This window comes from Cohnella rhizoplanae, assembly GCF_948329515.1.
Lineage (GTDB): Bacteria > Bacillota > Bacilli > Paenibacillales > Paenibacillaceae > Cohnella > Cohnella rhizoplanae.
Window position 1 is genome coordinate 187,884 of sequence record NZ_CAOJCN010000011.1, and the last position, 24,834, is coordinate 212,717.

A 24,834-nucleotide genomic window follows, 5' to 3' on the forward strand; every position below is an offset into this window, starting at 1 on the left:
GCGAAGACATGGTTCTGCTCGGCCTTATGTCCCGCCCGCGGCTTGTGTACATATGTCGAATGAAGGATAAGTGTTGGGTAACCGCCAAATAGTGGGTACATACTCATAGCTTCACTTACTGACAGGCAAGGGCGTGGCATGGAATGGCAGCAGGACAATATGGAAAGTGGCGAAAAGCTGGCGCGACAACGGCGGCCGCGCTCCTCGGCTCGGCTCTGGCCGTGCCGCATGCCTCGGTCCCGCAGGCGCAAGTCGGCGGGATCGAATCGGTACAGGCCGAGGTGCGGCAGATCGGCTGGACGGGCGTGGCGGCGGAGCCGGAGCTACAGCAGGAGACGCGCAGAGGAGCGGACGCTTGGGCCTCCGCATCCCGTTCGACGGCGGCGATATCGGCGTTGTCCGGCGCGTCGTTTCTCCAGGAGACGGGCATGACGAAGGCCTGGAAGCTGCTGCGCAGTGACGTTGCCGGCACGATCGCCATCGTGGATACGGGCGTCGATCTGAAAAATGCGGCGCTCGCGCCGTATCTGACCGACGGCGTTAACCTGCTGGACGATGACAAGCCGCCGCAAGACGACAACGGACACGGCACGGCCGTGGCGGGCGTCATCGTCGCGGCGGCCGAGGCGGCGAAGGGGCAAGAAGCGGGCGCCGCATGGAAGATGAAGCTGATGCCGGTCAAAGCGCTCGACGACCAGGGCGAGGGCGACGAGAAGCACCTGTCCGGCGGCATCCGCTACGCCATCGAGCATGGCGCGAACATCGTGGTGCTGTCTCTCGGCCTGCGCAGAGACGCCGCCGACATGCGGAGCGTGATCGAACTCGCCGAGCGCAAAGGCGTGCTGCTCGTCGCCGCGACGGGCAACGATGCGGCGGACTTCGGCGAGCAAGCCGCGGTGCAGTATCCGGCGGCTTATCCGACCGTGATTGCCGTAGCGGGAGCGGAGTCGGGCAAAGGGCAGCTGAACTCGACGGGCGGCCCTGAAGTCGACGTAGCCGCTGCTTGGCGAGTGGAGACGCTCGCCCTCGGCGGAGGGCGCATCGCCATGGAGGGTACCTCCATGGCCGCGCCTCAGGTCGCGGCGGCGGTCGCTCTGCTGCGGGCGGCGCATCCCGACTGGAAGCCGGCATTGCTCCGGGAGACGCTGCGCAGGACGGCGGACGACATCGGCGAAGCGGGCCGGGACGACGCGACGGGCTATGGCTTGATCCGCGCGGACCGCGCGTTGTCGGCGACAGCGCTGCCAGACTGGCGCGAGCCTAACGGCGCCCAGCAGTCTGCAACGCCATTTCCTCCGGGCACCGAGGTCTATTCGGCCTGGAGCGGCTCGCGCGATACGGACTGGTACGAGGTGGATGCGCGCTACGACGGCTTCTTGTCCGTGCGGATGCAGACAAACCTGTTTGACATCGGCGCATCCGCGGTTAAGTTGTCGCTATACCGCCCCGGCGCCGCCAAGCCGATCGCGGACAGCGGTACGGTCGGCGGCAAGACGACTTGGAAGCTCGGCAAAGGCAAATACTACCTCCGGGCGGACGGGTCTTCGGCATCCCTGCCGTTGCCCTATAGGCTGACCTCCGGCTTCCGGATGCTCCCGGACCGAACGGAGCCCGGGTCTTCCAGCGATGCCGCGTATGCGATCGAACCTCGCACGCAGACGTGGAGCGGGACGTTCGAGCGCCAGTCGGACGAGGACTGGACGACGGTCAAGCTGCCTCAGTCCGGTACCCTGAAGGTAACTGTCGAGTCGGACACCACGCGGATCGACCCTGCCGTCGCGCTGCAGCGGGACGGACAGCCGCCGGTCTGGACGGACGGGAACGGAGACGGCCTCCCGGAGACGGTCACGATGAAGAACGCGTCGGCAGGCAGATACTACATAGGGGTCCGGAACGCAGCGGCCGACGGAGCGCCACCCGTGATAGGGACCTATACGGTCCGTCTGGAATACATTACAACGTACGCGGATTTGGGCGAGCCGAACGGCGGTCCGCTGACCTCGGCCGCGCTCGCTCCCGGGTCGGGAGGCGCCCTCAAAGGGCTCATCTCGGCCGAGGAGGACGAGGACTGGTTCCGCTTCAAAACGACGGGCGGGCGTTACGATTGGAAGCTGACGGGCATACCCGACGGCTCGGATTTCAAGCTGGTCGTGTACAGCAAGGAGCTGAAGCCGCTCGGGCAATGGACCAACAAGGCGGGAGCTTCTTCGATCGCCATTCGGCAGAAGCTGGCCGCCGGCACTTATTATGCCCGGATCACGGCCGATCGCGCGGACCGTTCCGCTTACTATCGGTTCAGCGTACTGAAGGTCGATTGACCCGGTTTGGAAATGCGGCCATAAGGAGCGTTATCGGCGAATGGAATCGATCTACTATTCGATGGGCTGGGACAGCTTATTCTCCATCTTTATCACGCTCGGGTTTATCGCCGTGACGTGGGTCGTGCTGCAGGAGGTCAAGTGGGAGCAATTTTTCCGCCATCACAAGAGCGTCAGGGTGCGTCTCGCGCAGCTCTTCCTGGCGATTATCGGCGGGCGCCTGCTGGCCGGGTTCGTGCTGGATTACTGGAACTGGGCGTCATCGCTCCGTCACCTGTTCAATTCGTCGTAGCGGCTATTTTCTCCGCATAACGTCGAATCAAAATGATCACAATGGGTAATAAAGCAGAAGCAAGTCGCATGAAGGCGAATGATGACCGCGATTTGTTTCAAATTTGTCAAAAGATGCCGCTTGTACCGAACCGACGGACGGTGGTATGATGAAATTTGGGTTTTCTGGAGCCGGCATCGGTGAAAGCACGGTCTTCGGAAATGATTCTACACCCGCGGAGGGAACCACCCATGAGCAAAATCATCGTCCGCGGCGGCCGTCCCCTAAATGGGACTGTCCGCGTGCACGGCGCCAAAAATTCCGTCCTGCCGATCCTGGCCGCCACTTTGTTGGCTGAAGAAGGATCTTGCGTCATCGATGACGTACCAGCCTTGGACGATGTGTATAACATTCTGGAAGTCCTCTCGGCCCTCGGCGTTCAAGCGCTGCGCCATGAGTCCCGCGTCACGCTGCGTGCGCACCGGCTCATCTCGCACGAGGCGCCGTACGAGCTCGTCCGCAAGATGAGGGCGTCGTTCCTCGTCATGGGACCGCTGCTAGCCCGCGAAGGCAAGGTCAAGATCTCGCTGCCGGGCGGCTGCGCGATCGGGACGCGTCCCATCGACCAGCACCTCAAGGGCTTCGAGGCGATGGGCGCCGAGATCGGCTTCGGCCAAGGCTCCGTCGAAGCCAAGGTGGACGGCAGGCTGCGCGGCGCGCGCATCTACCTGGACGTAGCCAGCGTAGGCGCGACCGAGAACATCATGATGGCGGCCGCGACCGCGGACGGTATCACCACGATCGAGAACGCGGCCAAGGAACCGGAGATCGTCGATCTCGCGAACTTCCTGAATGCAATGGGCGCGAAGGTGCGCGGCGCGGGTACGGGTATCATCCGCATCGAGGGCGTAGAACGTCTTAAAGGCATCCGCCATACGGTGATTCCGGATCGGGTGGAAGCCGGCACGTACATGATCGCTGCCGCTATATCGGGCGGAGACGTGTACATCGAAGGCGCGATCCGCGACCATCTGGGTCCGGTCGTCGCCAAGCTCGAGGAGATGGGCGTCGGCATCGAGTCGGACGACAGCGGCATCCGCGTCTACGCGAATCGCCCGCTCAAGGCCGTCGACGTCAAGACGCTGCCTTATCCGGGCTTCCCGACCGACATGCAGGCCCAGTTCATGGCGCTCCTGCTCGCCAGCCCGGGCACGAGCATCGTGACCGAGACGGTATTCGAGAACCGCTTCATGCACGTCGAGGAGATGGCGAAGATGGGCGCGGATATCAAGATCGAAGGCCGCGCCGCCGTCATCTCCGGCGGCAAGAAGCTGTCCGGCGCGCCGGTCTGCGCGACGGATCTGCGGGCGGGAGCCGCGCTGATCTGCGCGGGGCTCGCAGCCGATGGCGTCACCGAGGTAACCGGTACGCACCACATCGACCGCGGCTACATGGACATCGTCGGCAAGCTGGCCGCGCTCGGCGCCGACATCAGCCGGCTGCCCGAAGACGCCGAAGTACCTGCGCCGGCCGCCGTTCAGGCGCCGGTAGCCGCCGAGCCTTTCGCCGTGCGGCGCACGCTTCAGGCCGCTTCGGAAGAGCGGATCGCTTCGGATAACGTAGCCATGCTGCGCGCGCAGCCGACGCTGGCGTGAATTTCCTTTAATAGCACTTATCATCCCCGCGCCTTTCGCGCCTTGAGCCGACGCTTTGCATCGGCTTAAGGCGCGAAAGGCTTTTTTTGGCTTGCTCGGCGGACGAGCCGGTCGTCTTCCTGCCTTGTTCTATCAACGCCGTGCCGCTCATAGATTGGTAGCGTGCGAGAAAAGGACAACGAAGAAGGGAAGGCGACGGCATGCGAACGGAAAACGGACGAGCGAATAAGGGGCGGCTGCGCGAGATTCGCGGCATGCGGCGCGAAGGAAGACGCGATAGCGCGAACGTAAAGGGCGGGAAGAACGCAGGCATGCGGTCGATCGGCATTCTGCTCGTCATCGCCTTCGGCGCCGGCACGCTGCTGGCGAGCTGGTCGTGGGCGAGCCGGCATGCGAATGGGGATCCCGCGGCGCGAGCGATCGAAGAGCGGGCCGAGACGAACGGCCTAAAACCGCCGAAGGCCGCGGAGAAACCGGAGGGCGGCAGCGGTCAGAAGGCCGGAGGGACCGGCGTCGACCATACGAATCCTGCGAAGACGAATCAGGAGGGCGGCGAGAATTCCGCCAAAACGCAGGGGGGGGACGTCAAGGCAAAGCGCCCGCTGTCCGCGGCGGATGCGGCGCGCGGGCTGCGCGCGGATCAGAAAGACAGCTCGCTCGTCGTACGCGTCTATCTGTCCGGCGACAAGCGCATCGAACGCGCGGGCTTGGAAACGTATATCAAGGGGGTCGTCGCGGCGGAGATGCCGACGGACTTCGAACCGGCCGCGCTGGAGGCGCAGGCGATCGCGGCGCGTACGTATCTGATCCGGCGTCTGTGGAACGAGGACCGGACGGGGGTGCCCGTGCGCGGCGCGGACGTGACCGACACGGTGACGCATCAGGTGTACCGCTCCCGGGAGGAGATGGACAAGCTCAGGAGGGAGAACCCGAAGGCGTGGGCGGCGGTTGACGAAGCGGTGCGCCGGACGCGCGGCATCGTCATGGTCTACGGCGGCGCGCCGATTGAATCTCTCTACTTTGCCAGCAGCAACGGGTATACCGAGAACGCCAAGGATGTATTTCACGCGGATCTCCCCTATCTCGTATCCGTGACCAGTCCGTGGGACCGCAGGGATTCGCCCCGCGCGCAGGAAACCATAGAGATGAAGCTCGGCGAATTCTACCGCAAGCTCGGCATCAAGTCGCTGGCGGCCCTAACCGGCATCGGCAAGAAACCGTCGGCCGTCATTAATGGCTGGACGGAAGGAAAGAGAGTGCGTTCTGCCACCGTCGGCGGCAAGACATTTCAGGGAATCGAGGTTCGGAGACTGCTAGGGTTGCGTTCCGCTGCCTTCGATTGGAAGATCGACAAAGGCAAGATCGCGATCACGACCTACGGAAGCGGACACGGCGTCGGCATGAGCCAGTGGGGGGCGGAGGGCATGGCCAAGGCCGGCGCGACCGCGGCGGATATCGTGCAGCACTACTATACCGGCATCCAGCTGAAGTCGATCAGCGAGCTTCAGTCGGCGCGCACGGAGACTGCTAAGCTATAAATCCCGTAATCTTGCAAATCGCATGTTTAAAAAACTATCACCTGGCAACACTCTGTTACTGAGGTGATAAAAAATGAATGATTCAAACAAACCAAACGGCAAGATCGAACCAAGCAGTACGAGAAGCGTCGTCAGCACGTCGGCAAGGCCTTCGGCATGGAAACGGTTTTTCGCCAAGCGGTGGGTATTCCCCGCCATGTACATGGCCGCTGCGGCAATCATCGTAACGATCCTCTGGCTGAACGCCGGCTCGGGCACGAGCGGCAAGCCGGAGGACCAAGCGAGCTCCGCGGGCATTCAGCAGGAAGCGGGCAAGGACGGAGAGGCCGCCGCCGATCCGGATGCGCTGCCGGTCGCGGCGACGGGCGAGACGCTTGCTTGGCCGGTCACGAACCGGGAAGCGATGACCGTGTCGATGCCGTACTACAACCAGAACGGCACCGAGGAAGAACAGGCGGCGGCGATGGTGCAATACGACAATCAGTTCGTGCCGCATACGGCGATCGACCTGGCGAGCAAGGACGGCAAGCCGTTCGACGTGAAGGCGGCGATGAGCGGCGAAGTATCGGTGGCGGAGCAGACGCCGCTGAGCGGCTACGAGGTTCAGATCAAGCATCCCAACGGCCTCGTTACCGTCTACCAGAGTCTGGCCGAGATGAAGGTCAAGACGGGAGACTTGGTCAAGCAGGGCGACGTGCTCGGTACGGCCGGCGTCAGCGAGATGGAGAAGGAAGAGGGCGTCCACGTGCACTTCGCGGTCAAGAGCAACAGCGAGACCGTCGATCCGGACTCTCTCATCGAAGGCCAACAGTAATCTAGTACCGCAGACAGGGTTGTCCGGGCGCGCGGCGGCGCGCAAGGGCAACCTTGTTTATTTTTTTGACATTTTATAGCTGACCAAATGATGGCAGATGTGTTACGATAGTACCATTATTGATACTACTGAGGATCTATCGACTTCGGAGAGGACGCGTGATAGATGAAGCTCGTGACCGTAGACGAACTTCACCCCGGCGACGTGTTGGACAGGCCGGTATTCGGTAAAAATGGATTGGTCATGCTCGAGGCCGGCACGGAGCTGACGGCGCAGTACATAGATAGATTGCAGCTCCTCGGGTTCCAGTCGGTCGCGCTCGGCAAGCGCGGCGCGGCGGCCGAAGCGATCCTGGCGTCGCGCATGAAGCTGCGCCCCGACGAGAAGCTCAGGGATATCGCGGAGATCGATCTTCTGCGCGCGGATCCGGTCCAGCTCCAGGAGACGCACCACAACCTGATCAGATTTCTGGAGACGGACGAGAACTACGTCCGGGTCAGGTTGCCGCTGGCCGAGCTCACCGAGTTCAGGCGGGGCTACAGGGAGCGTCTCCTCGCGGCGGTCAGCCACAGGGCGGTAGCCGAGGAGCTCAGCGTGCTGAGGCAGACCGATCAGTCGCTGTTCGACCATACGCTCCAGGTATCGTTGATGTCGGGGTTGATCGGCGCCGCCAGCGGGATGGACGCGAACGCCCAGTACGAATTGACGCTGGGGTCCCTCCTCTTCGACGTCGGCATGACGCGCATCTCGCCCGAGTTGCTCCGCGTGAAGCGCAAGCTCACCGACGCCGAGATGACGGCGATCAAGCAGCATACGACGCTCGGCTATCAGTCGCTCTCGCGCATGCGGGACGTGCCTGACGCCGCCGCCAAGTGCGCGCTGCTCCACCACGAACGCTACAGGGGCGAAGGCTACCCGTATGGCCTTCAACAGGACAAGATCCCCGACATGGCGCAGATCGTAGGGATCGCCGACGTGTTCGACGCGCTGCTCTCGCCCCGCCATTATCGAGATCCTTATCCGCCGTACGAGGCGATGGAGTATATGTTCGCGGCCGGCAACTACGAGTTCGGGATCGGCGTCGTCCGGGCCTTTCTGAAGAACGTGACGATCTTCCCTTCGGGCATGGCGGTCATGCTCAGCAGCGGACAGACCGCGATCGTCAAGGATACCGAGGGCAGGCCGGCGCACAAGCCGGTCGTGCTGGTCGTGCGGGAGGCCGACGGCCGCGTGCCCTCTCCTTACGAGATCGATCTCCACGAGAACGCCAGCATTTACGTGTCCCGCGCCGTGCCGCTCAAGGGATAAACGGACGCCATTATACATACGATCGCGCCAGACGGGCCTTTGGGCTCGTCTTTTTTTGCGTTAATTAGGACGGCGAAGGCAGCCCTTAGGCCCATAAACCCCGCCCCTTGCGGACTTTATGGGCTTGTCAGGCTTGGTTACAAAGAATAAGTGAACGTCCCCCTCATATACTGTACCAATCAATCAGAGCAGGGAGGCGGGAGCGTGCACGATTACATCAAGGAACGGACCATTAAGATCGGCCGAAGTATCGTGGAGACGCGCAATACGGTTCGTACCATCGCCAAGGAATTCGGCGTCTCCAAGAGCACGGTGCACAAGGACCTGACCGAGCGTCTGCCGGAGATCAATCCGGATCTGGCGGATCAGGTGAAGCACATCCTCGAGTATCACAAGTCCATTCGCCACTTGAGAGGCGGAGAAGCGACCAAGATCAAGTACAAGAAGACGACGATCAAGAAGCGCGAGGTGTTCGCGGTCGCAAAAGCATAAAAATTGTCATAACGTTAGAAATGTTAGAGGATTATGAGAAATCATGGCGAATACTTAAAGAACTATCTGCGCGTTGGAGGCTTGTTTTTCATATGTTCAGCAAAGACATCGGAATCGACTTGGGCACTGCGAACGTCTCTATCCATATCAAAGGCAAGGGCGTCGTGCTCGATGAACCTTCCGTTGTCGCGATCGAGAGCGACACCCGCAGGGTGCTGGCCGTCGGGGAGGATGCGCGCCGCATGGTCGGGCGCACCCCCGGCAATATCATCGCGATCCGCCCGCTGAAGGACGGCGTCATCGCCGACTTCGAAGTTACGGACATGATGCTGAAGGCATTCATTCAGCGGGTCGGGGGGCGCAGCTGGTACGGTCGCCCGCGCATCCTGATCTGCGCGCCGACCAATATCACTTCCGTGGAGCAAAAGGCGATTCGCGAGGCCGCGGAACGAAGCGGGGCGAAGGAAGTATTTCTGGAGGAAGAACCGAAGGCGGCGGCGATCGGCGCCGGCATGGACATCTTCCAGCCCAGCGGCAACATGGTCGTGGATATCGGGGGCGGGACGACCGACGTCGCCGTGCTGTCCATGGGGGACGTCGTGACCGCCTCGTCCCTCAAGGTCGCCGGAGACAAGTTCGACGCCGCCATCATGAGATATATCAAGAATAAGTATAAGCTGCTGATCGGAGAACGGACGAGCGAAGATATCAAAATCAAGATCGGCACCGTGTACACGGGAGGACGCCGAGGGGAGATGGACATCCGGGGACGGGATATGGTCTCCGGCCTGCCGCTCACCGTGACGATTCATTCGGACGAGGTGCGCGAGGCGCTATGGGAGCCGGTATCTTCGATCGTCGCTTCCGCCAAGTCCGTTCTGGAGCGGACGCCGCCGGAGCTCTCGGCCGACATCATCGACCGCGGCGTCATCCTGACGGGCGGGGGCGCGCTGCTGGACGGACTCGACTCCCTGCTGGCGGACGAGCTCAAGGTACCCGTGCTGATCGCCGAAGACCCCATGCACTGCGTCGTCAAGGGGACGGGCATCATGCTCGATCACCTGGACAAGATGGCGCGCCGCAAGTAGCTTTCTCACAACGGGAGGGAATACGCAACATGATTAGAGGATTGTATACTGCGGCTGCGGGGATGATTGCGGAGCAGCGTAGGCACGATACCGTGACCAACAACGTCGCCAACTTGAACACCCCCGGCTACAAAGGCGTCAACTCGGTGAACCGGGCATTCCCCGAGATGCTCGTCTCTCTGATGGGCAGCCCGGACGATACCAAGGGCACGATCGGCAAGCTCAACACCGGCGTATTCGCCGAGGAGAGTCTGATCAACCTGGGCCAGGGCGACCTGAACGAGACGGGGCGCAGCCAGGACCTCGCGCTCGTATCGGACATTTTGGTCGATGGACAAGCGTTCGACGGCTCCGGCAAGTACGTGGACGACAATGGCAACGTCACCTACCAGCCGCAGGCGCTGTTCACCGTTCAGAACGCGGACGGCGAGCGCCGCTATACGCGCGACGGCGGCTTCCGCACGACGGCGGACGGCATGCTGGTCACCCCGGACGGCATGGAGGTGCTCGGCTTGGACGGACAGGCTATCCGCGTAGACGGCAGCTGGGATAACGTGCAGGTCACGGCGGACGGCCGTCTGATCAACAAGGAGACGCAGCAGCCGCTCGCCGGCAATCCCGCGCTTCTCCTCACCGAAGTGAACGATCCCAACCAGCTGGTACGGCAGGGCGACGGCAAATACGTCTACGCGGGAGACGCGAACGGACTGCGCCAGGTGCAGGCGGGCGAACGCGTGGAGATCAAGCAGGGTTATCTGGAGCGCTCCAACGTGGACGCCTCCCAATCGATGGTCGACATGATGAGCGCGCTGCGGGCCTACGAGGCGAACCAGAAGATGGTGCAATACTACGACCGCAGCCTGGACAAGGCCGTCAACGACGTCGGCCGAGTATAATAGAAGCGAAGGGGCAACGAGATGAACAACTCCATCGTCAGCGCAGCAGCCTCCATGGGCGCTCTCCAACAGAAGCTGGACGTGCTCGCCGACAATATCGCCAACGTGAACACGAAGGGCTACAAGCGCAAGAGCACCGTCTTCGAGGATATCCTCACCAACATCCAGCCGCATGAAAAGTCGTTCGAGCTGCCCGGCCGCCGCACGCCGCTCGGCTTCACGCAGGGCTGGGGCGCGCGCGTCGTCGGCCAGCAGATCGACATGACCCAAGGGCCGATGCAGCAGACCGACAGCATGACCGACCTCGCGATCGCGGGCAATGCCTTGTTCGAAGTGCGCTCCGGCGGCACGCTCGACAGCGCGCGCGCCTTTACGCGCCAGGGCGCGCTCCAGCTGTCGCCGACCGGCGACGGCGACCGCCTGCTCACGACGGCCGAGGGCTATCCCGTCGTCGCCGTCTCCGCTGCAGGCGACGATACGTTCGTCCGCGTGCCCAACAATTATGAGCTGGTCGTCGGCGCTGACGGCCGCTTGAACGCCCGCTCCGCCGACGGCAACGAATCGATCGAGCTGGGCACGCTGCGGCTCGTCGAGGTCAACAAGCCCGAGCTGCTGCAGGCCGTCGCCGACAACCTGTACGGCGTGCCTTCGGACGTGAACGTGGAGGACGTCGTGGCGAACGTCGTCGCCAGTCCGGACGAGGCCGGCGGCGTCGCGATCCGCCAGGGCTTCCTGGAGGAGTCGAACGTCAGCCTGGGCGACGAGATGGCCGATCTGGTCAACGTCCAGCGCGCCTATCAGCTGAGCGCCCGCGCGCTCAGCTCCGGCGATCAGATGTCGCAGATGGCGGCCAATCTCCGCGCCTGATGCGGTCTGACGGCCGGCGGCGGGCCGTCGCTTTAGCCTGCCCGCTTGCGCAATTCCGGCGCAAAGCTTAGAATAAATTGACTCGAACAAGGATTTATTCGGGCTTCTTTTTTCTGAAGGAGGATCTACCGTGTCAGCGACGAAGCGTCCGACGGACAAGAAGCGGCGATCCGCAGGACGGCTCCTGATGCTGATCGTATGGACTAGCGTTAAGGTTCTGTTCATTCCGGTGCTGTGCATCGTGGCGCTCATCGCGGGCCTCGGGATCGGGTACGCCGTGCTCGGCAAGCAGGAATGGTCGGACGTGTTCGACTGGAATACCTGGAAGCACATGTACGATCTCATTTTCGAGGGCAGCCGGTAGTCGCCGTTCGAGGATGGACTTCGTGATCGATAGACGCCGCGAATGGCAGGACAACAAGGGCTCCCCGTCTGACGGCAAGGGGAGTTTTTTTTATGCCTTACAGCGATACATATGGTATCATCGGCCGGCAAGGACCGTGAGGGATTTTACCCGAAGCGGGACTGACGGTATAATAAAAGCTGACAAGGGCTCGCGCTCGCGATGCCGGAGGCGGAAATGGAGGTTCCGGCGTGAATGTGCCGAATCTGTTGACGATGTCCCGCTTTGTCATGATTCCCGTCTTCCTGGCGCTGTACCTGGGAGGACATCCCGTATGGGCGCTGGTCGTCGTGTTCGCGGCCGGACTCACCGACATGCTGGACGGATACATAGCCAGACGCAGCGGTCTCGTGACGCAGATCGGCATCATGCTCGATCCGTTGGCGGACAAGCTCATGATGCTCGCCGTCGTCGGCGCGCTGCTGGCGGAGGGCGAGATTCCTTGGTCCGCGGCAGGCGTCATGGCGTTTCGCGAGGTGGGCATGATCGCCACGGGCGCGTTCTTCCATTTCCGGGGCAAGCGCACGGTGCCTGCCAACTCGTACGGCAAGCTGACGACCGTCATCTATTATCTGGCCATCGTCCTGCTGATTCTCGACCTGCCTTGGGGGCTCGCGGCGTTGTGGTTCGCGGTGGTTCTGTCGTTCCTGACCTCGTTCGTATACTTCACTTCATTTAAAGAACTGAACAACGAGACCAAGTCGGCTTAATGGGGCAGGGGCAACAAAAGGACTTGCCGTCAGGCCGCGCGACGGACGCGATCGGCGCTTGAGGCAAGCCCTCTTATATTCAACCTTCGCGACTGCAGTGCGCGAAAGGATTATACATAGTATGGTCGCGCGGACCGCAGCTTATTCCTGCGCGCGCCCACATTCGGAAGGAGACCTGTTCATGCTCGACATCAATCAAATCCAGGAAATCATCCCGCACCGTCAGCCGTTCCTGCTCATCGACCGGATTCTGGAGCTTGAACCGGGCAAACGCGCGGTGGGCCTCAAGAATGTCACGATGAACGAGCCGTATTTTGCCGGACACTTCCCGGGCTTCCCGGTTATGCCGGGCGTGCTGATCTTGGAGGCGCTCGCGCAAGTCGGCGCGACGGCGATCCTCGGCCTGGAGGAGAACAAGGGCAAGATCGGCTTGTTCGCCGGCGTGGACGAGTTTCGTTGGCGCGGACAAGTGACGCCGGGCGACGCGCTGACGCTCGAGGTGGAGATCATCCGGCTGAAGGGACCGATCGGCAAGGGGCAAGCGACCGCCAAGGTCGACGGCAAAGTCGTGGCCGAGGGCGTGCTGATGTTCGCGCTGACGGACCCGTCGAAGGAGAGATGAATTTTTGCTTCGGCGCGCCGCGTTCTCCGTGACGGGGAGCGCGGTGCCTGGGTATAGATAAAGAGATCAATGACGGAAGGATGAGACAATGATGACCAACGCTGCTAACGAAGTTTATGAATCCTGGCTTAACAACCCCAAGGTGGACGATACGACAAAGGAGGAGCTGCGCGCGATCTCAATCAAGCCGGCGGAGATCGACGACCGCTTCTACCGCGAGCTCGAATTCGGCACGGGCGGCCTTAGGGGCGTAATGGGCGCGGGCACGAACCGGATGAACCGGTATATGATCGGCCGCGCGACCCAGGGCTTCGCCAACTATCTGCTCCGCAACTTTGAATCTCCGTCCGTCGTCATCGCGCACGATTCCCGCAATAATTCCGATATCTTCTCGCTGGAGACCGCCCGAGTGCTGGCTGCGAACGGCATCAAGGCGTACTTGTTCCGCTCGCTTCGACCTACGCCGCAGCTGTCGTTCGCGGTACGCGACCTCAAGGCGGCCGGAGGCGTGGTCGTGACGGCCAGCCACAATCCGCCCGAGTACAACGGCTACAAGGTCTATGGACAGGACGGCTGCCAGCTCGTGCCGCATCAGGCGGAGCAGGTCATCGCCGAGATCCGCGAAGTCGACGCGTTCGAGGACGTCAAGCGCCTGAGCCAGGCCGAAGCCGAGGCGCAGGGTCTGATCGTCTGGCTCGGCGAGAACGAGGACAATCGGTTCGTACATACGGTAGCCGCTCAATCCGTACATCCCGAGGTGCTGAAAAGCGGTGCGGGATCCGCGCTCTCCGTCGTCTATACGCCTCTCCACGGCGCGGGCAACATGCCCGTGCGCTGGGTGCTGGCCGCCGCCGGCTTCACGAATGTCCACGTCGTGCGGGAGCAGGAGCAGCCGAACGGCATGTTCTCGACCGTGAAGTCTCCGAATCCGGAGGAGCATGAAGCGTTCACGCTGGCGATCAAGCTGGCGGACGAGGTCGGCGCGGACATCATCGTCGGCACGGACCCGGACTGCGACCGCATGGGCGCGGTCGTCAAGAACGACAAGGGCGAGTACGTCGTGCTCTCCGGCAATCAGTCCGGCGCGCTGATGGTGCATTACCTGCTCTCCAACCTTCAGGCCAAGGGGCGGCTGCCGGCCAACGGCGCCGTGATCAAGACGATCGTCACGAGCGAGATGGGCGCCGATATCGCGCGTTCCTACGGCAGCGCGGTGATTAACACGCTGACCGGCTTCAAGTACATCGGGGAGAAAATGACCGAATTCGAAGCCAGCGGAGAGCACGCGTTCCTCTTCGGCTACGAGGAGAGCTACGGTTATCTGGCCGGCACCTACGCGCGGGACAAGGACGCGGTCGTCGCGTCCCTGCTCATCTGCGAGGCGGCCGCCTACTACAAGACGCAGGGCAAGACGCTGTACGACGTGCTGCTCGAACTTTACGCCAAATACGGCACGTACCTGGAGAAGCTGGAGTCCCGCACGCTCAAGGGCAAGGACGGCGTCGCCCAGATCGCCGCGATTATGGCGGACTGGCGCACGAATCCGCCTGCAGAGGTGGGCGGCATCAAGGTGGAGCAGGTGCTGGACTACGAGCTGGGTCTGGACGGTCTTCCGAAGGAAAACGTGCTGAAATTCCTGCGCGCGGACGGCTCCTGGTTCTGCCTCCGCCCGTCGGGTACCGAACCCAAAATCAAAGTATACTTCGCCGTTCGCGGCGACGACCTGGCCGGCGCGAACGCCGCGCTCGATTCGCTCGTCGCCGCGGTGATGGCGCGCGTGGATTCGCTTAGCTAAGCGCGGATCCGCGCCCTCACCGGCCATTATTTGCCCGCAGCCGCATGCGCTCCCCACGGCTGCGGGCGCTTGTGCGCTTGGCGGCACGGGTCCGGGAGGAAGGGGCGGCGGCTGCCGGGCTGGCGGGCGATGCGGATGCGTGCCTTGAGCGGCTGGTTCAATTCATTTCGCAACATGGGCTGGGTTGTGTCCCTTGCCGTGGGGCAGCCGCGCCCTCGCCCTGTCGCATTCTGTCGCGGTATTGCGCGGGAAATGAAGTCTGCTGACGAAGGCGGTTGAAAACGGCGAACTTGAACCAGTGGAACTCCGTCGATAAGGAAACAGAGCAGATTGATTAAGCCGTCGAGTACGGCGTCGGCCGGCAGGAAATTATTGCGTTTTCGGCATTCAATGCCCGGTTAACTGCAATACTACATTTAATTCGCGGCATTCGGAGTTGTGCGGACGTAGGGTGGGCGGTTGAACGAGACGCGCGCCATCGTCGAAGAGGATAAAAGGAGTGGAACGCAGTGCCTGTATGGCTGGAACAATGGAATCGGAGATTGGCAAAGTGGCTCTGGTGGGTCGTGCTGATCGGCGTGCTGGGCTCGCTGCCCGTCGCGTACGCGCGCGTGCAGACGGAGAACTCGGCGGACAACGTGGAAATCATCGTGGATTACAAGGATATACTGACGATCGCCGCTACCCAGGCCGATCCGAAGGCGTTCGCCGATGAGCAGATCAAGAAGCTGAAGGATGCGGGCGTGAACGCGATGGCCGTATTCGAAAGCAATCTGGACGAGCTTAGCATGACGGGCGACGTCACGGTGTACAGCGCCGCGCAGGCCGCTCAGTTGGCGGGACAGCTCAGCGCGCCTGGGGATAATCGTACATACGTGCTGTTCAACAAGCCGGACACCGAATCTGCGCTGAGGCCGATCGTAGAGAACGCGTTCGAGCAGGCCGGCATCAGCGTAGCGCCCTGGTCCGTTCTGGGACGCGACGGCGTCGTGCTCGGCATCGGACCGGAAGACGCCAAGCTGCGCCCGATGGAGCCGAATCCGATCTTCATGCAGGTGATTCACGATGCGGGACTGATGGTCGTGCCGCGCATCTCCGATCGCATTCTCCCTTATGACGCCGCGCGCGTGGCGGACTGGCTCGCCAAGTTCAAGGCCGTAGGCGCCACGCGGATTCTTTTCGACGGGAGCGCCGTTACAGGCTTCACCAATCACGTCGAAGCGCAGAGTCTGAACGACTTCGCCAAGCAGCTCAAGGACAACGGAATCGGCATCGCCGTCATCGAGAACCTGAAGGCGCCTCAATCCGGGATGAACGGGCTGGCGCAGAGACTGGATTACGACGCGGTCCGCCTGCACTCGGTATCCGAGGGCGAGATGATGGTGATCAGTCCTGAGACGCTGAAGGACCGACTCGTGCTGGCCGTGAAGGATCGCAACATCCGGATGATCTACCTGAACGCCGCGCCTGCGCGCGACGACAAGAGAGCGCAGGTGACGCATCCGATCGACAAGACGATCGTGCCCGCGCTGTCCGGCGCCGACGGCGCCATCGAGCGCATGCGCGACTTCGGCTTTCAGACGGGCGAAGCCCACGCCTTCAAGGTTCATCATGCCCCGGCGGAAACGCTGTGGCGTGCGCTTGCCATCGCAGGCAGCGTAGCGTTGATCGCGATCCTGATCGGCCTGTTCCTGCCGCCGATCCTGCTGCCGGTCACGATCCTGGGCTTCATCGGCGGCGCCGGCGTGCTCGCGCTCGATGCCTCGCTGCTCAACCAGGCGCTGGCGCTGTTCGTCGCCATCGCGGCGCCGACGGTATCGGTCGTGACGCTGGTGCGGCTGCTCCGCGCCCGCAGGAGCCGGCCCGAGAACTTCCGGATGTCCGCCGGCAAGCGGCTGGGCTCCGCCGTGGCGCTGTACATCCGCACGGCGATCCTCTCGGTGATCGCGATCCCGTTCGTCATCGCGCTGCTGAACCACATCACGTACGAGCTGGTGCTGCAGCAGTTCCGCGGCGTCAGCCTGCTTCACCTGGCGCCGATCGCGCTGGTGGCGCTGTACGTGTTCTTCTACGGTTCCGCGAGCGGGTTCTGGGGCAACATCCGGCAGCTGCTGGTCATGCCGATCAAGGTATTCTGGGTCGTCGTCGGCGTATTCGTGCTGGCGGCCGGCTATTACTACCTGACGCGCACGGGCAACGGAGGTTCCGCCTCCGGCCTGGAGATGAAGCTGCGCACGTTCCTGGAGACCACCTTCCACGTACGTCCGCGATTCAAGGAATTCGCGATGGGGCATCCGCTCATGCTGCTCGGCCTCTTCCTGTCGCTCCGCTATCCGAAGTGGCCGCTCGTGCTCATCGTCGCCGCCACGATCGGACAGCTGTCGATGGTCGACACGTTCGCGCACATTCACACGCCGGCCGTATTGTCAGCGACCCGGGATCTGCTGGGACTCGGCATCGGCTTCCTCATCGGGCTCGTGCTGATCGTCGTCTGGCAGGTGCTCGAGCGCCTATGGGCCGCTTGGAGAAGACAGCTGGCGACGAAGTGACGAAGTGAGACTGCCGCCGGTAGCGGTGAGAGCGCGCTATCGACGGGGTAAGTCATAAGCGAAGGGGTGAACGCCTATGTCCGCAAGCGGGCGGGCGTTCATCCGATATTAAGGTAAACATGGGCGGTGCATGGCATAATGGGTATGGCTAAAACGGATCGCAAGCTGCGGCTGGTGCTGTCCGGCTACTACGGCTTCCGCAACAGCGGGGACGAGGCGGTGCTGCTGAGCATCCTGAACGCGCTCGAGCAGGCCGGCGAGGACCAGGGCGTATTCGTCGAGCCGATCGTGCTGTCCGGGGATCCGGCGTGGACGGCCCGCCAGTACGGCGTCTGGTCGGTACCGCGGATGAAGCTGCGCGAGGTGCGCGAGGCGATCGGCGCCAGCGACGGCGTCATCAGCGGCGGGGGCAGCCTGCTCCAGGATGCGACCGGACTCGGGTCGATCCCGTATTATCTGGGTATCCTGGAGATGGCGCGCTGGGCGCGCAAGCCGGGATTCATCTATGCCCAGGGCATCGGGCCGGTGAAGCGCGGGATGTTCAAGCCGTTCATCGCGCGGGCGATGCGCAAGGCTGCGTACGTGTCGGTGCGGGACGGCGAATCGGCCGCGCTGCTGGCCGGCTTCGGCGTGCCGGAGGACCGGGTCGCGGTCGTGCCGGACCCGGTCATGGGGATGCCGCTGCCGCCTGCGGGCGGCGGCGAGCGCGAGATCGGCGGCGCAGCTGGCGCGGCCGGCGGGCAGGGCGCGGACAGGCCGCCGCTGGTCGGCGTGTCCGTGCGGTTCTGGCGCGGCGACCGGTCCGATCTGGACCGGACGGCCGCCGCGCTGGCTGCATTGGCGCAGCGGCGCGCGGTGCGGCTGCGCTTCCTGCCTTTTCACGAGGGCGCGGACGAGGACGCCTCGCGCTACGTGATCGAGCGGCTGGGCGCCTCCGCCTCCATGGCGGAGATCGCGCCCGCGCACGAGGCGCCGCAGGAGATGCTGCGCGAGATCGACCGCTGCGACCTGCTGGTCGGCATGCGGCTTCATTCGCTCATCTACGCCGCCAACCGCGAGGTGCCGCTCCTCGGACTGTCGTACGATCCCAAGATCGACCAGTTCCTGCATCGGCTCGGCGATCGGGCGATCGGCACCGTCGACGCGATCGACATGCAACAATTTTCGGCCAAGGCCGTCCAATTAATAGAAGATCCGGCGCAGTGGCGCATCGACCATTACAGCGCCATCCGGCGGCTGAGGGAAGAAGCGGCCGTACCGGCGCAGCGAATCGTCGCGGCCTGCCTGGAGCTTAGAGGGAGATAGACATGTCTCAGACCGCGGATGTCCGCAGTTTTCCGACCGTACCGATTTACGGCATTCCTTTTTCCAAGATGAATATGGCCCAGACGGTCGACTACCTCATCGGGGCTGTCGCCTCCGGCGAGAGCCACCGCGTCGTCACCGGCAACCCGGAGATGGTCATGAAGTCGCTGCAGAATCCGGCCTTCCGCCGGGCGCTGGCGACCGCCGAGCTCGTCGTGCCCGACGGCACGGGCGTCGTATGGGCGGCGCGCCGCGTCGGTCACCCGGTGGCGGAGCGCGTGGCCGGATACGATCTGCTGCACGAGCTGATGCGCGAGGGTGACCGCCGCCACTGGAGCGTCTACCTGCTCGGCGCCTCGCAGGAAGTCGTGGATGCGGCGCATGCCAAGCTTGCCGCCTTATATCCGGGCGTTCGATTCGCGGGCGTGCGCAACGGGTATTTTACCGACAGAGACGATGAATCGGTCGTAGCCGCCATCCGAACGGCGAAGCCGGATCTCCTGTTCGTCGCGCGCTCGATGGATAATCAGGAGCCATGGCTCGCGCAGCATCAGGACGCGCTGGGCGTTCCGGTCATGATGGGCGTCGGCGGCAGCTTCGACGTGCTGGCGGGCAAGACCAAGCGCGCGCCTGCGCTGTTTATCCGCCTGCGGCTGGAGTGGTTCTACCGGCTGCTCCGGGAGCCGACGCGGATCAGGCGAATGATGGTACTTCCCCAATTCGCGATCAAAGTGGCCCGAGACGGAGATAACCTTTTGCAAACGAAATGAAAGCACATGAAAATCGGCCAGGGCGAAGGAAAACGGCCTTTTTTGCCGGAATTCGCCGGAATTATTGGCTTGTTCATTCCCGTGCCGGAGCGTATAATTCTATCCGGTACATAAGGTAAAGGAGATGTAAAGATGCCGACAGGCTGGATGGTTGGAATCGGGATCACCGGATTTGTGTTATCGCTCGCGCTTGCGCTGGTCCTAACGCCGCTCGTCAAGAAGTTTGCTTTTATCGTGGGTGCGGTCGACAAACCGAATTATCGCAAAGTGCATACGCGGATCATGCCCCGGCTCGGAGGCCTGTCCTTCTACGCTTCGTTTACGGCCATTATTCTTCTCCTGCTGCCCCTCATTCCCGATCATTGGTTCAGCCCTCACGACAAGCGTCTCATCGGCGCTCTGCTGACGGGCGGTACGCTGATCGTGCTGCTCGGCGCGCTGGACGACCGCTTCCAGCTGTCAGCCAAGCTCAAACTGCTCGTGCAGATCGCGGCCGCTTGCGTCGTGGTCTTCGGATTCGATATACAGATGGACTTCGTCAATATTCCGTTCGGCGCTGCCGGACAGTCCCTGACGGAGTGGATCAGCATTCCTCTCACGATTTTCTGGATCGTCGGCGTCACCAACGCCATTAACCTGATCGACGGACTCGATGGCCTCGCGGCCGGCGTATCCGGCATTGCGATCAGCTCGATTCTAGTCATGTCCGCATTGATGGGTCAAGGCACCGTCGTGATCCTCTGCGCCGTACTGCTCGGCGGCATCATCGGATTCCTGTTCTTCAACTTCCACCCCGCCAAGATCTTCATGGGAGATTCCGGCGCGCTATTCCTTGGCTTTGCCCTTGCGATGCTCTCCATGCTCGGGTTCAAGCAGATCACCGTCGTCTCGTTCGTGACGCCGCTGCTGCTGATCGGCGTGCCGCTGTCGGATACGTTCTTCGCGATCATCCGCCGCCGCGTGCAGAAGAAGCCGATCTTCGAGCCGGACAAAGGGCATCTGCATCACTGCCTGCAGCAGTTGGGCTTCAGCCACCGCAAGACGGTGCTCATCATTTACGGCGTGGCCGCGTTCTTCGGCGCATGCGCGGTGCTCCAGTCCGTGTTCTCGAACTCGGGCGTCGGCAACTGGCTGACCTTTGTCGTCATCTGCGTGCTCCTCGTCCTGCTGCAGATCGGCGCGGAGCTCATCGGCATCGTGGACAAGTCGCGTCGTCCGATCCTGAACTTCCTCGCGCGCATGCGCGTGAAGGAAACGGCGGACACGCGCTCCAAGTGAACTTGAACTTTACGGCTCTGTCCCGGTTTCGGGGCGGGGCTTTTTCTTTTGCCGCACGAGTCGTTTGGGTACGGAGTCTTATTATGGAGGAAATGCCTAAACTATTGGACGCGCCAGGCCGATAACAACAATACGATAACTGTCCGCTGAGGCAAGCAGGGTGGTGTGCGTTCCTTTATCCCGTTTTCTGACGTCCCTATAACTATCGAGTCCGCACAAGGAGGATTTCCCCTTTGAAACATCTGAACAAACGATTTGTCGCATGGATGCTGACGATGGCGCTCGTCGCTACGCTGTTGCCCTGGGCGCCCGCCAAGTCCGCGGACGCGGCATCGGCGTACTTTCAATTCGATGATTACAGCACAGTCATTACCTCGCCTACGGACGTGAACGGCAATCTGATCGATATCGCGGGTACGTTCAACAGCGTTTCTCAGTCGAGTCTCGGCTACAAGATCGAGAAGCTGGTCAAGAACGGTACCGGTGCGACCGACTATAAAGTCGCCGAGTCATCTACGGGTTCTAATATACCGATCATCACCGGGACGAGCGGATTTCGTTTCACCGCAGTCCAGATTTACGACGGTCTGAACCGGATTACCGTGTCCGGTACCAATACGCAGGGCAATGCGGTTACAGGGGAAGCCTACGTTTATTTCACTAACGTGCCCGTTATCTCGGAGGTCAAGCTGATCGACGGCACGACGCTGTCCGAAGGCGTATCGACCGTAACGACGAACCCGACCGCTACGATCTCGCTCAAAGCGCCTAATGCGACAAAGGTGACGATCAACGGCACCGAGATGTTCGGCGGCTCCGGCTCTAGCTATGTGCTGTCCGGCATCGCGCTGACGCACGGGCTTAACAAGCTTACGATTATTGCCAGCAACGGCAGCAAGACGTACCAGCTGACGAGACAATTGATCTATTATAATGCTTCCCTTACCGCATACAATGTAACGCTCGACACGCTGCAATTGGACGGCAAGCCGACGATCAGCGCGACCGTAACCAATAAGAAGCTAGCTGGACGTCTGATTCTCCCTACCGCAGATCCAGTGACCGCGAGCTCGCCGCTTCCGAGCTTTACGGTTCAGCTATTCAAGACTGCCGATCTTTCCACTGGGACGCCGATCACGTCCGCGACCGTGACGGGCGCATTTATCGAATCGACTACTGACTATGCGGTGTACAGTTTTGAGACCAACGGAGTATTCTCGTTGGCATCCAACGGGGATTACTCGTTTAAAATTATTGGCCCAAGCGCCTCTGCCGTCGACCTGGTGGCGTTCACCTACCTTCAGGGCGGCTCACCAGTCATTACGGGCGTTAAGCAGGCATACGGGGTTACCGAGAACAGCGGCAACGTCATTACGTATCAATCTAGCGCAAACTTCTCCAATAATGCTTCTATTTCGCAGCTTCCATTGTGGATCGTGCTCGAGGCGAACAACTTCGACAATGCAGGCACGGCCGATATGAAAGTGGAGCAGAACGGAGTTGACGTCACCGCGTCCGCTTCGTTCGATAAGCTTCAACGCACTACGGTCGGGGGCTATCCGGTAATCAAGTTGAGATCTCTTCCGGCAGGCGATCTGAAGCTGACGTTTACGATTACGAGCGGCGGATTAACCAATTCCATCGTGCGCAACATCACGTACTATCCGGCACCTGCGATCCAGATCGATAACCTGTTTACAGGACAAACGTTCAACAGCGATGCTGAATTTAAGGCCAGGGATATCGTGGGCCGTCTTTTGAACTTCAATCTCGGCAGCTCGGCCGAACTTGACTCGATCAAAGCTACTTTGAACGGCGTGGTCGTATCGCGGGGCGCCGGCGCGGCGGATATCGTCGTGGATATCTCCAACGGCAGCTACAAGTTGACGCCAAGCGCGTTGACCTTGGTCGCTGGGGCCAACACCTTGACCTTTACCGGGACGGCGAACGGAATCCCGGTCTCCACATCTGTAACGATCTATTTATTCTCTAAGGAAGCACCGATCATCACTAACGTGCATCCTGTACCCTATGTGCTTCCGCCAGCCAATGACAGCACTACTTTGCCTCAACGGAAGTTTTCCGATACCGCAGTGAAGTTTCCGGTAACGGACGACAATGAGTATACAACGACCGAGAAATCCCTGGATTTATTATTTAAAGTCGTCGAGTTCGATTCTCTAGAAGTGCAGATTAACGGTAACAAAGTGGCCGCAGGCACGGCGTCGGGGACGACTTTGTCGCTTAGTGACCCGATTACGACGGATTCCATCGTTTCATTTATTGACATGTACGCGACGACACTGCCGAAAAAGGATTACACGCTGGATCCGGCAAACAATGAGAAGGAATTCCAGATCCGTCTGTCCGAGATTAAGCTCCCGACTTCCGGCGCAACTAACGTCACCATTATTCTGCGCAAAGGAACCAATACGGTATCTCAAACGATTACGATTATTCGCGATCTGTCCCCCTACTTGATCCTTTCGCCTAAACTGCCGAACGAGGCGGTTATCAACGCAAACTTCCTGAAGGTTAGCATCAAGGCTGAGGGAGCGGACCAGGTGTTGATCGGCAAGGTCGCTATGACCAAGGGCGAAGGCGATATCTTCCGCTACGAGATGCAGAATCTGAAAGCGGGCAAAAATTCGGTGAAATTTACGGTCGTGTCGGGTACGCAAAAAGTGAACGGTGCCTTCGACGTCACTTATGCGGCCGACGATTCGATTACGGCTCAGTTCAAGACTTCTATCGCGGCGTCAGGCAAGATTTCTATTTTTACCGGGGACTTGCAGCTCGCGTTTCCAAAGAACACGTTCTTGAGACAGGCGAATGCAAGCCCGGGTCAGGACGTGAAAACGGTCGATCTGTTCAATTCACAGATGATCTACTTCGGCATTGCGGATCGTACGGACGGACGGACGGTCAAAAAATATAATGCCGTCGGAGAAACGGACAACGCGGGCAACTCTCAGGACGGTATGATCAAAACGGTCGCCACTGATTCCTATGCAACGGACCGGCTGCGTCCCAAGACGAACTTCAGTATGGCTTCCAACCTGTTCTGGATTGATGCGGGATACTTCGATGGCACGACGACGCCTACCGGCGACTTCAACCTCTTAGATCCGATGCAGCCATACCAAGCCAGCAATATGTTCTACGGCCGCGTCTATGATCCGTCCAAGTGGCTTGAGCCTTCGCAGCGAGGCACGATCACCATTAAGTACGATTCGGATATCGCCAACGCATACGGACAAAACCTTAGCATGTGGCGGTATACGAGCAATGGGTGGGAGAACATCGGCGGCGTAGTCAATACGTCGAATAAAACGGTGACGGCACCATTTGACGGCTTCGGTTATTACACGGTCATGGGGCTACGTTACAGCTTCAGCGACATTATCGGCCACAAGTACGCGAGGCTTGCGTTGGAGTCGATTTTCTCTCACGGCGTCATGAACAACAAAGATTCTAATTCCTTCGGCGTATACGAGAACATCACTCGCGGCGAATTCGCACAGATGCTGGTCAAGATTATGGGCATTCCGTTACAATACGATCCGAACAACATGACCTTCGACGATGTACAGCCGTTCGATTATCCGGACCAGCCATACTGGAATTATCGTTATGTAGAGACAGCAGTGAAGAAGGGATATATCCGAGGGAAGTCGCCCCGTCTCTTCATGCCGAACGACAACCTGACGCGCGGCGAAGCGGCCGTCATGATCGCTCGCGCGATGAACCTGGTAAAGAGCAATGCGGATGTAGAGAAGGACCTGGCTTCTCTGCAAAAGATATTTACCGATGCATCCACGACCGACGCGTACGCGGTCAGCTCTATACTGGCGGTGAATAAGGCGGGCTTTATTTCTGGGATTGCCAACACGGTTGCCGACGGCAAGGCTACGTTCCGCTATGAGCCGGATTCCAACCTGTCTCGCGCGGATGCGGCCGTCATCGCTCAGCGCGTAATGAAAAAGCTGAAGAAGCTTTAATGGAGGAACGGGAGCTACCGCTGCGGCGGGCGGCTCCCGTTCTCATTTTTCATAGAATTGTGCGATGGAGGAAATCTTTTGGCAATGACGCCGGCGAGGCCGTAGGCTATACTATGGAAGTCTTAAGTCATACATAGAAAGCAAAGAATAACTA

19 protein-coding genes are annotated in these 24,834 nt (G+C 61.0%); all 19 read left to right on the top strand.

Going from position 1 to position 24,834, the window contains the following annotated elements; genetic code table 11:
* Window positions 1-143 precede the first annotated feature (143 nt).
* The gene (locus PQG80_RS17405) at window positions 144-2,318 is read left to right on the top strand and encodes a S8 family serine peptidase (protein WP_271752697.1); all 2,175 of its coding nucleotides are present in this window, start codon (window positions 144-146) and stop codon (window positions 2,316-2,318) included.
* Window positions 2,319-2,358: 40 nt separating this feature from the next.
* Window positions 2,359-2,610 carry a DUF1146 family protein gene (locus PQG80_RS17410; RefSeq protein WP_271752698.1) on the top strand — a complete coding sequence of 84 codons (252 nt, stop codon included), beginning with the start codon at window positions 2,359-2,361 and terminating at the stop codon, window positions 2,608-2,610.
* Window positions 2,611-2,840: 230 nt separating this feature from the next.
* On the top strand, window positions 2,841-4,244 hold the full coding sequence (gene murA, locus PQG80_RS17415; RefSeq protein ID WP_271752699.1) for a UDP-N-acetylglucosamine 1-carboxyvinyltransferase: 1,404 nt from the start codon (window positions 2,841-2,843) through the stop codon (window positions 4,242-4,244).
* A 200-nt stretch (window positions 4,245-4,444) separates the two neighbouring features.
* The gene (gene spoIID / locus PQG80_RS17420; RefSeq protein WP_271752700.1) at window positions 4,445-5,782 is read left to right on the top strand and encodes a stage II sporulation protein D; all 1,338 of its coding nucleotides are present in this window, start codon (window positions 4,445-4,447) and stop codon (window positions 5,780-5,782) included.
* A gap of 73 nt (window positions 5,783-5,855) precedes the next feature.
* Window positions 5,856-6,596, top strand: coding sequence for a M23 family metallopeptidase (locus PQG80_RS17425; RefSeq protein WP_271752701.1), 741 nt, complete (start codon window positions 5,856-5,858; stop codon window positions 6,594-6,596).
* Between the two features lie 165 nt (window positions 6,597-6,761).
* A complete protein-coding gene (locus tag PQG80_RS17430) occupies window positions 6,762-7,904 on the top strand; it encodes an HD-GYP domain-containing protein (protein WP_271752702.1) in 1,143 nt (380 codons plus the stop codon).
* 204 nt (window positions 7,905-8,108) lie between these two features.
* The gene (spoIIID, locus tag PQG80_RS17435; protein ID WP_090116189.1) at window positions 8,109-8,396 is read left to right on the top strand and encodes a sporulation transcriptional regulator SpoIIID; all 288 of its coding nucleotides are present in this window, start codon (window positions 8,109-8,111) and stop codon (window positions 8,394-8,396) included.
* A 92-nt stretch (window positions 8,397-8,488) separates the two neighbouring features.
* Window positions 8,489-9,484 (top strand): rod shape-determining protein, encoded by a 996-nt coding sequence (locus PQG80_RS17440; RefSeq protein ID WP_271752704.1) that lies wholly within the window; start codon window positions 8,489-8,491, stop codon window positions 9,482-9,484.
* A 29-nt stretch (window positions 9,485-9,513) separates the two neighbouring features.
* A complete protein-coding gene (locus PQG80_RS17445; RefSeq protein WP_271752705.1) occupies window positions 9,514-10,380 on the top strand; it encodes a flagellar hook-basal body protein in 867 nt (288 codons plus the stop codon).
* 21 nt (window positions 10,381-10,401) lie between these two features.
* Entirely contained in the window at window positions 10,402-11,247 is an 846-nt protein-coding gene (locus PQG80_RS17450) for a flagellar hook-basal body protein (RefSeq protein ID WP_271752706.1), read from the top strand.
* 130 nt (window positions 11,248-11,377) lie between these two features.
* Complete coding sequence (locus tag PQG80_RS17455; RefSeq protein WP_271752707.1) at window positions 11,378-11,611, top strand: DNA-directed RNA polymerase subunit beta; 234 nt, start codon at window positions 11,378-11,380, stop codon at window positions 11,609-11,611.
* Window positions 11,612-11,841: 230 nt separating this feature from the next.
* Window positions 11,842-12,360 carry a CDP-alcohol phosphatidyltransferase family protein gene (locus PQG80_RS17460; RefSeq protein ID WP_271752708.1) on the top strand — a complete coding sequence of 173 codons (519 nt, stop codon included), beginning with the start codon at window positions 11,842-11,844 and terminating at the stop codon, window positions 12,358-12,360.
* Window positions 12,361-12,541: 181 nt separating this feature from the next.
* On the top strand, window positions 12,542-12,982 hold the full coding sequence (fabZ, locus tag PQG80_RS17465) for a 3-hydroxyacyl-ACP dehydratase FabZ (RefSeq protein WP_271752709.1): 441 nt from the start codon (window positions 12,542-12,544) through the stop codon (window positions 12,980-12,982).
* Window positions 12,983-13,073: 91 nt separating this feature from the next.
* Window positions 13,074-14,777 (top strand): phospho-sugar mutase, encoded by a 1,704-nt coding sequence (locus PQG80_RS17470; RefSeq protein WP_271752710.1) that lies wholly within the window; start codon window positions 13,074-13,076, stop codon window positions 14,775-14,777.
* A gap of 509 nt (window positions 14,778-15,286) precedes the next feature.
* Window positions 15,287-17,326 (top strand): DUF5693 family protein, encoded by a 2,040-nt coding sequence (locus PQG80_RS17475; protein WP_271752711.1) that lies wholly within the window; start codon window positions 15,287-15,289, stop codon window positions 17,324-17,326.
* Window positions 17,327-17,464: 138 nt separating this feature from the next.
* Window positions 17,465-18,631: a polysaccharide pyruvyl transferase CsaB gene (csaB, locus tag PQG80_RS17480; RefSeq protein WP_334219829.1), complete on the top strand. Its 1,167-nt coding sequence runs from the start codon at window positions 17,465-17,467 to the stop codon at window positions 18,629-18,631.
* Between the two features lie 2 nt (window positions 18,632-18,633).
* The gene (locus PQG80_RS17485; RefSeq protein ID WP_271752712.1) at window positions 18,634-19,401 is read left to right on the top strand and encodes a WecB/TagA/CpsF family glycosyltransferase; all 768 of its coding nucleotides are present in this window, start codon (window positions 18,634-18,636) and stop codon (window positions 19,399-19,401) included.
* A gap of 147 nt (window positions 19,402-19,548) precedes the next feature.
* Window positions 19,549-20,679, top strand: a complete 1,131-nt coding sequence (locus PQG80_RS17490) for an MraY family glycosyltransferase (protein ID WP_271752733.1) — start codon at window positions 19,549-19,551, stop codon at window positions 20,677-20,679.
* Window positions 20,680-20,912: 233 nt separating this feature from the next.
* Entirely contained in the window at window positions 20,913-24,680 is a 3,768-nt protein-coding gene (locus PQG80_RS17495) for an S-layer homology domain-containing protein (protein WP_271752713.1), read from the top strand.
* The last annotated feature ends 154 nt before the right edge of the window (window positions 24,681-24,834 follow it).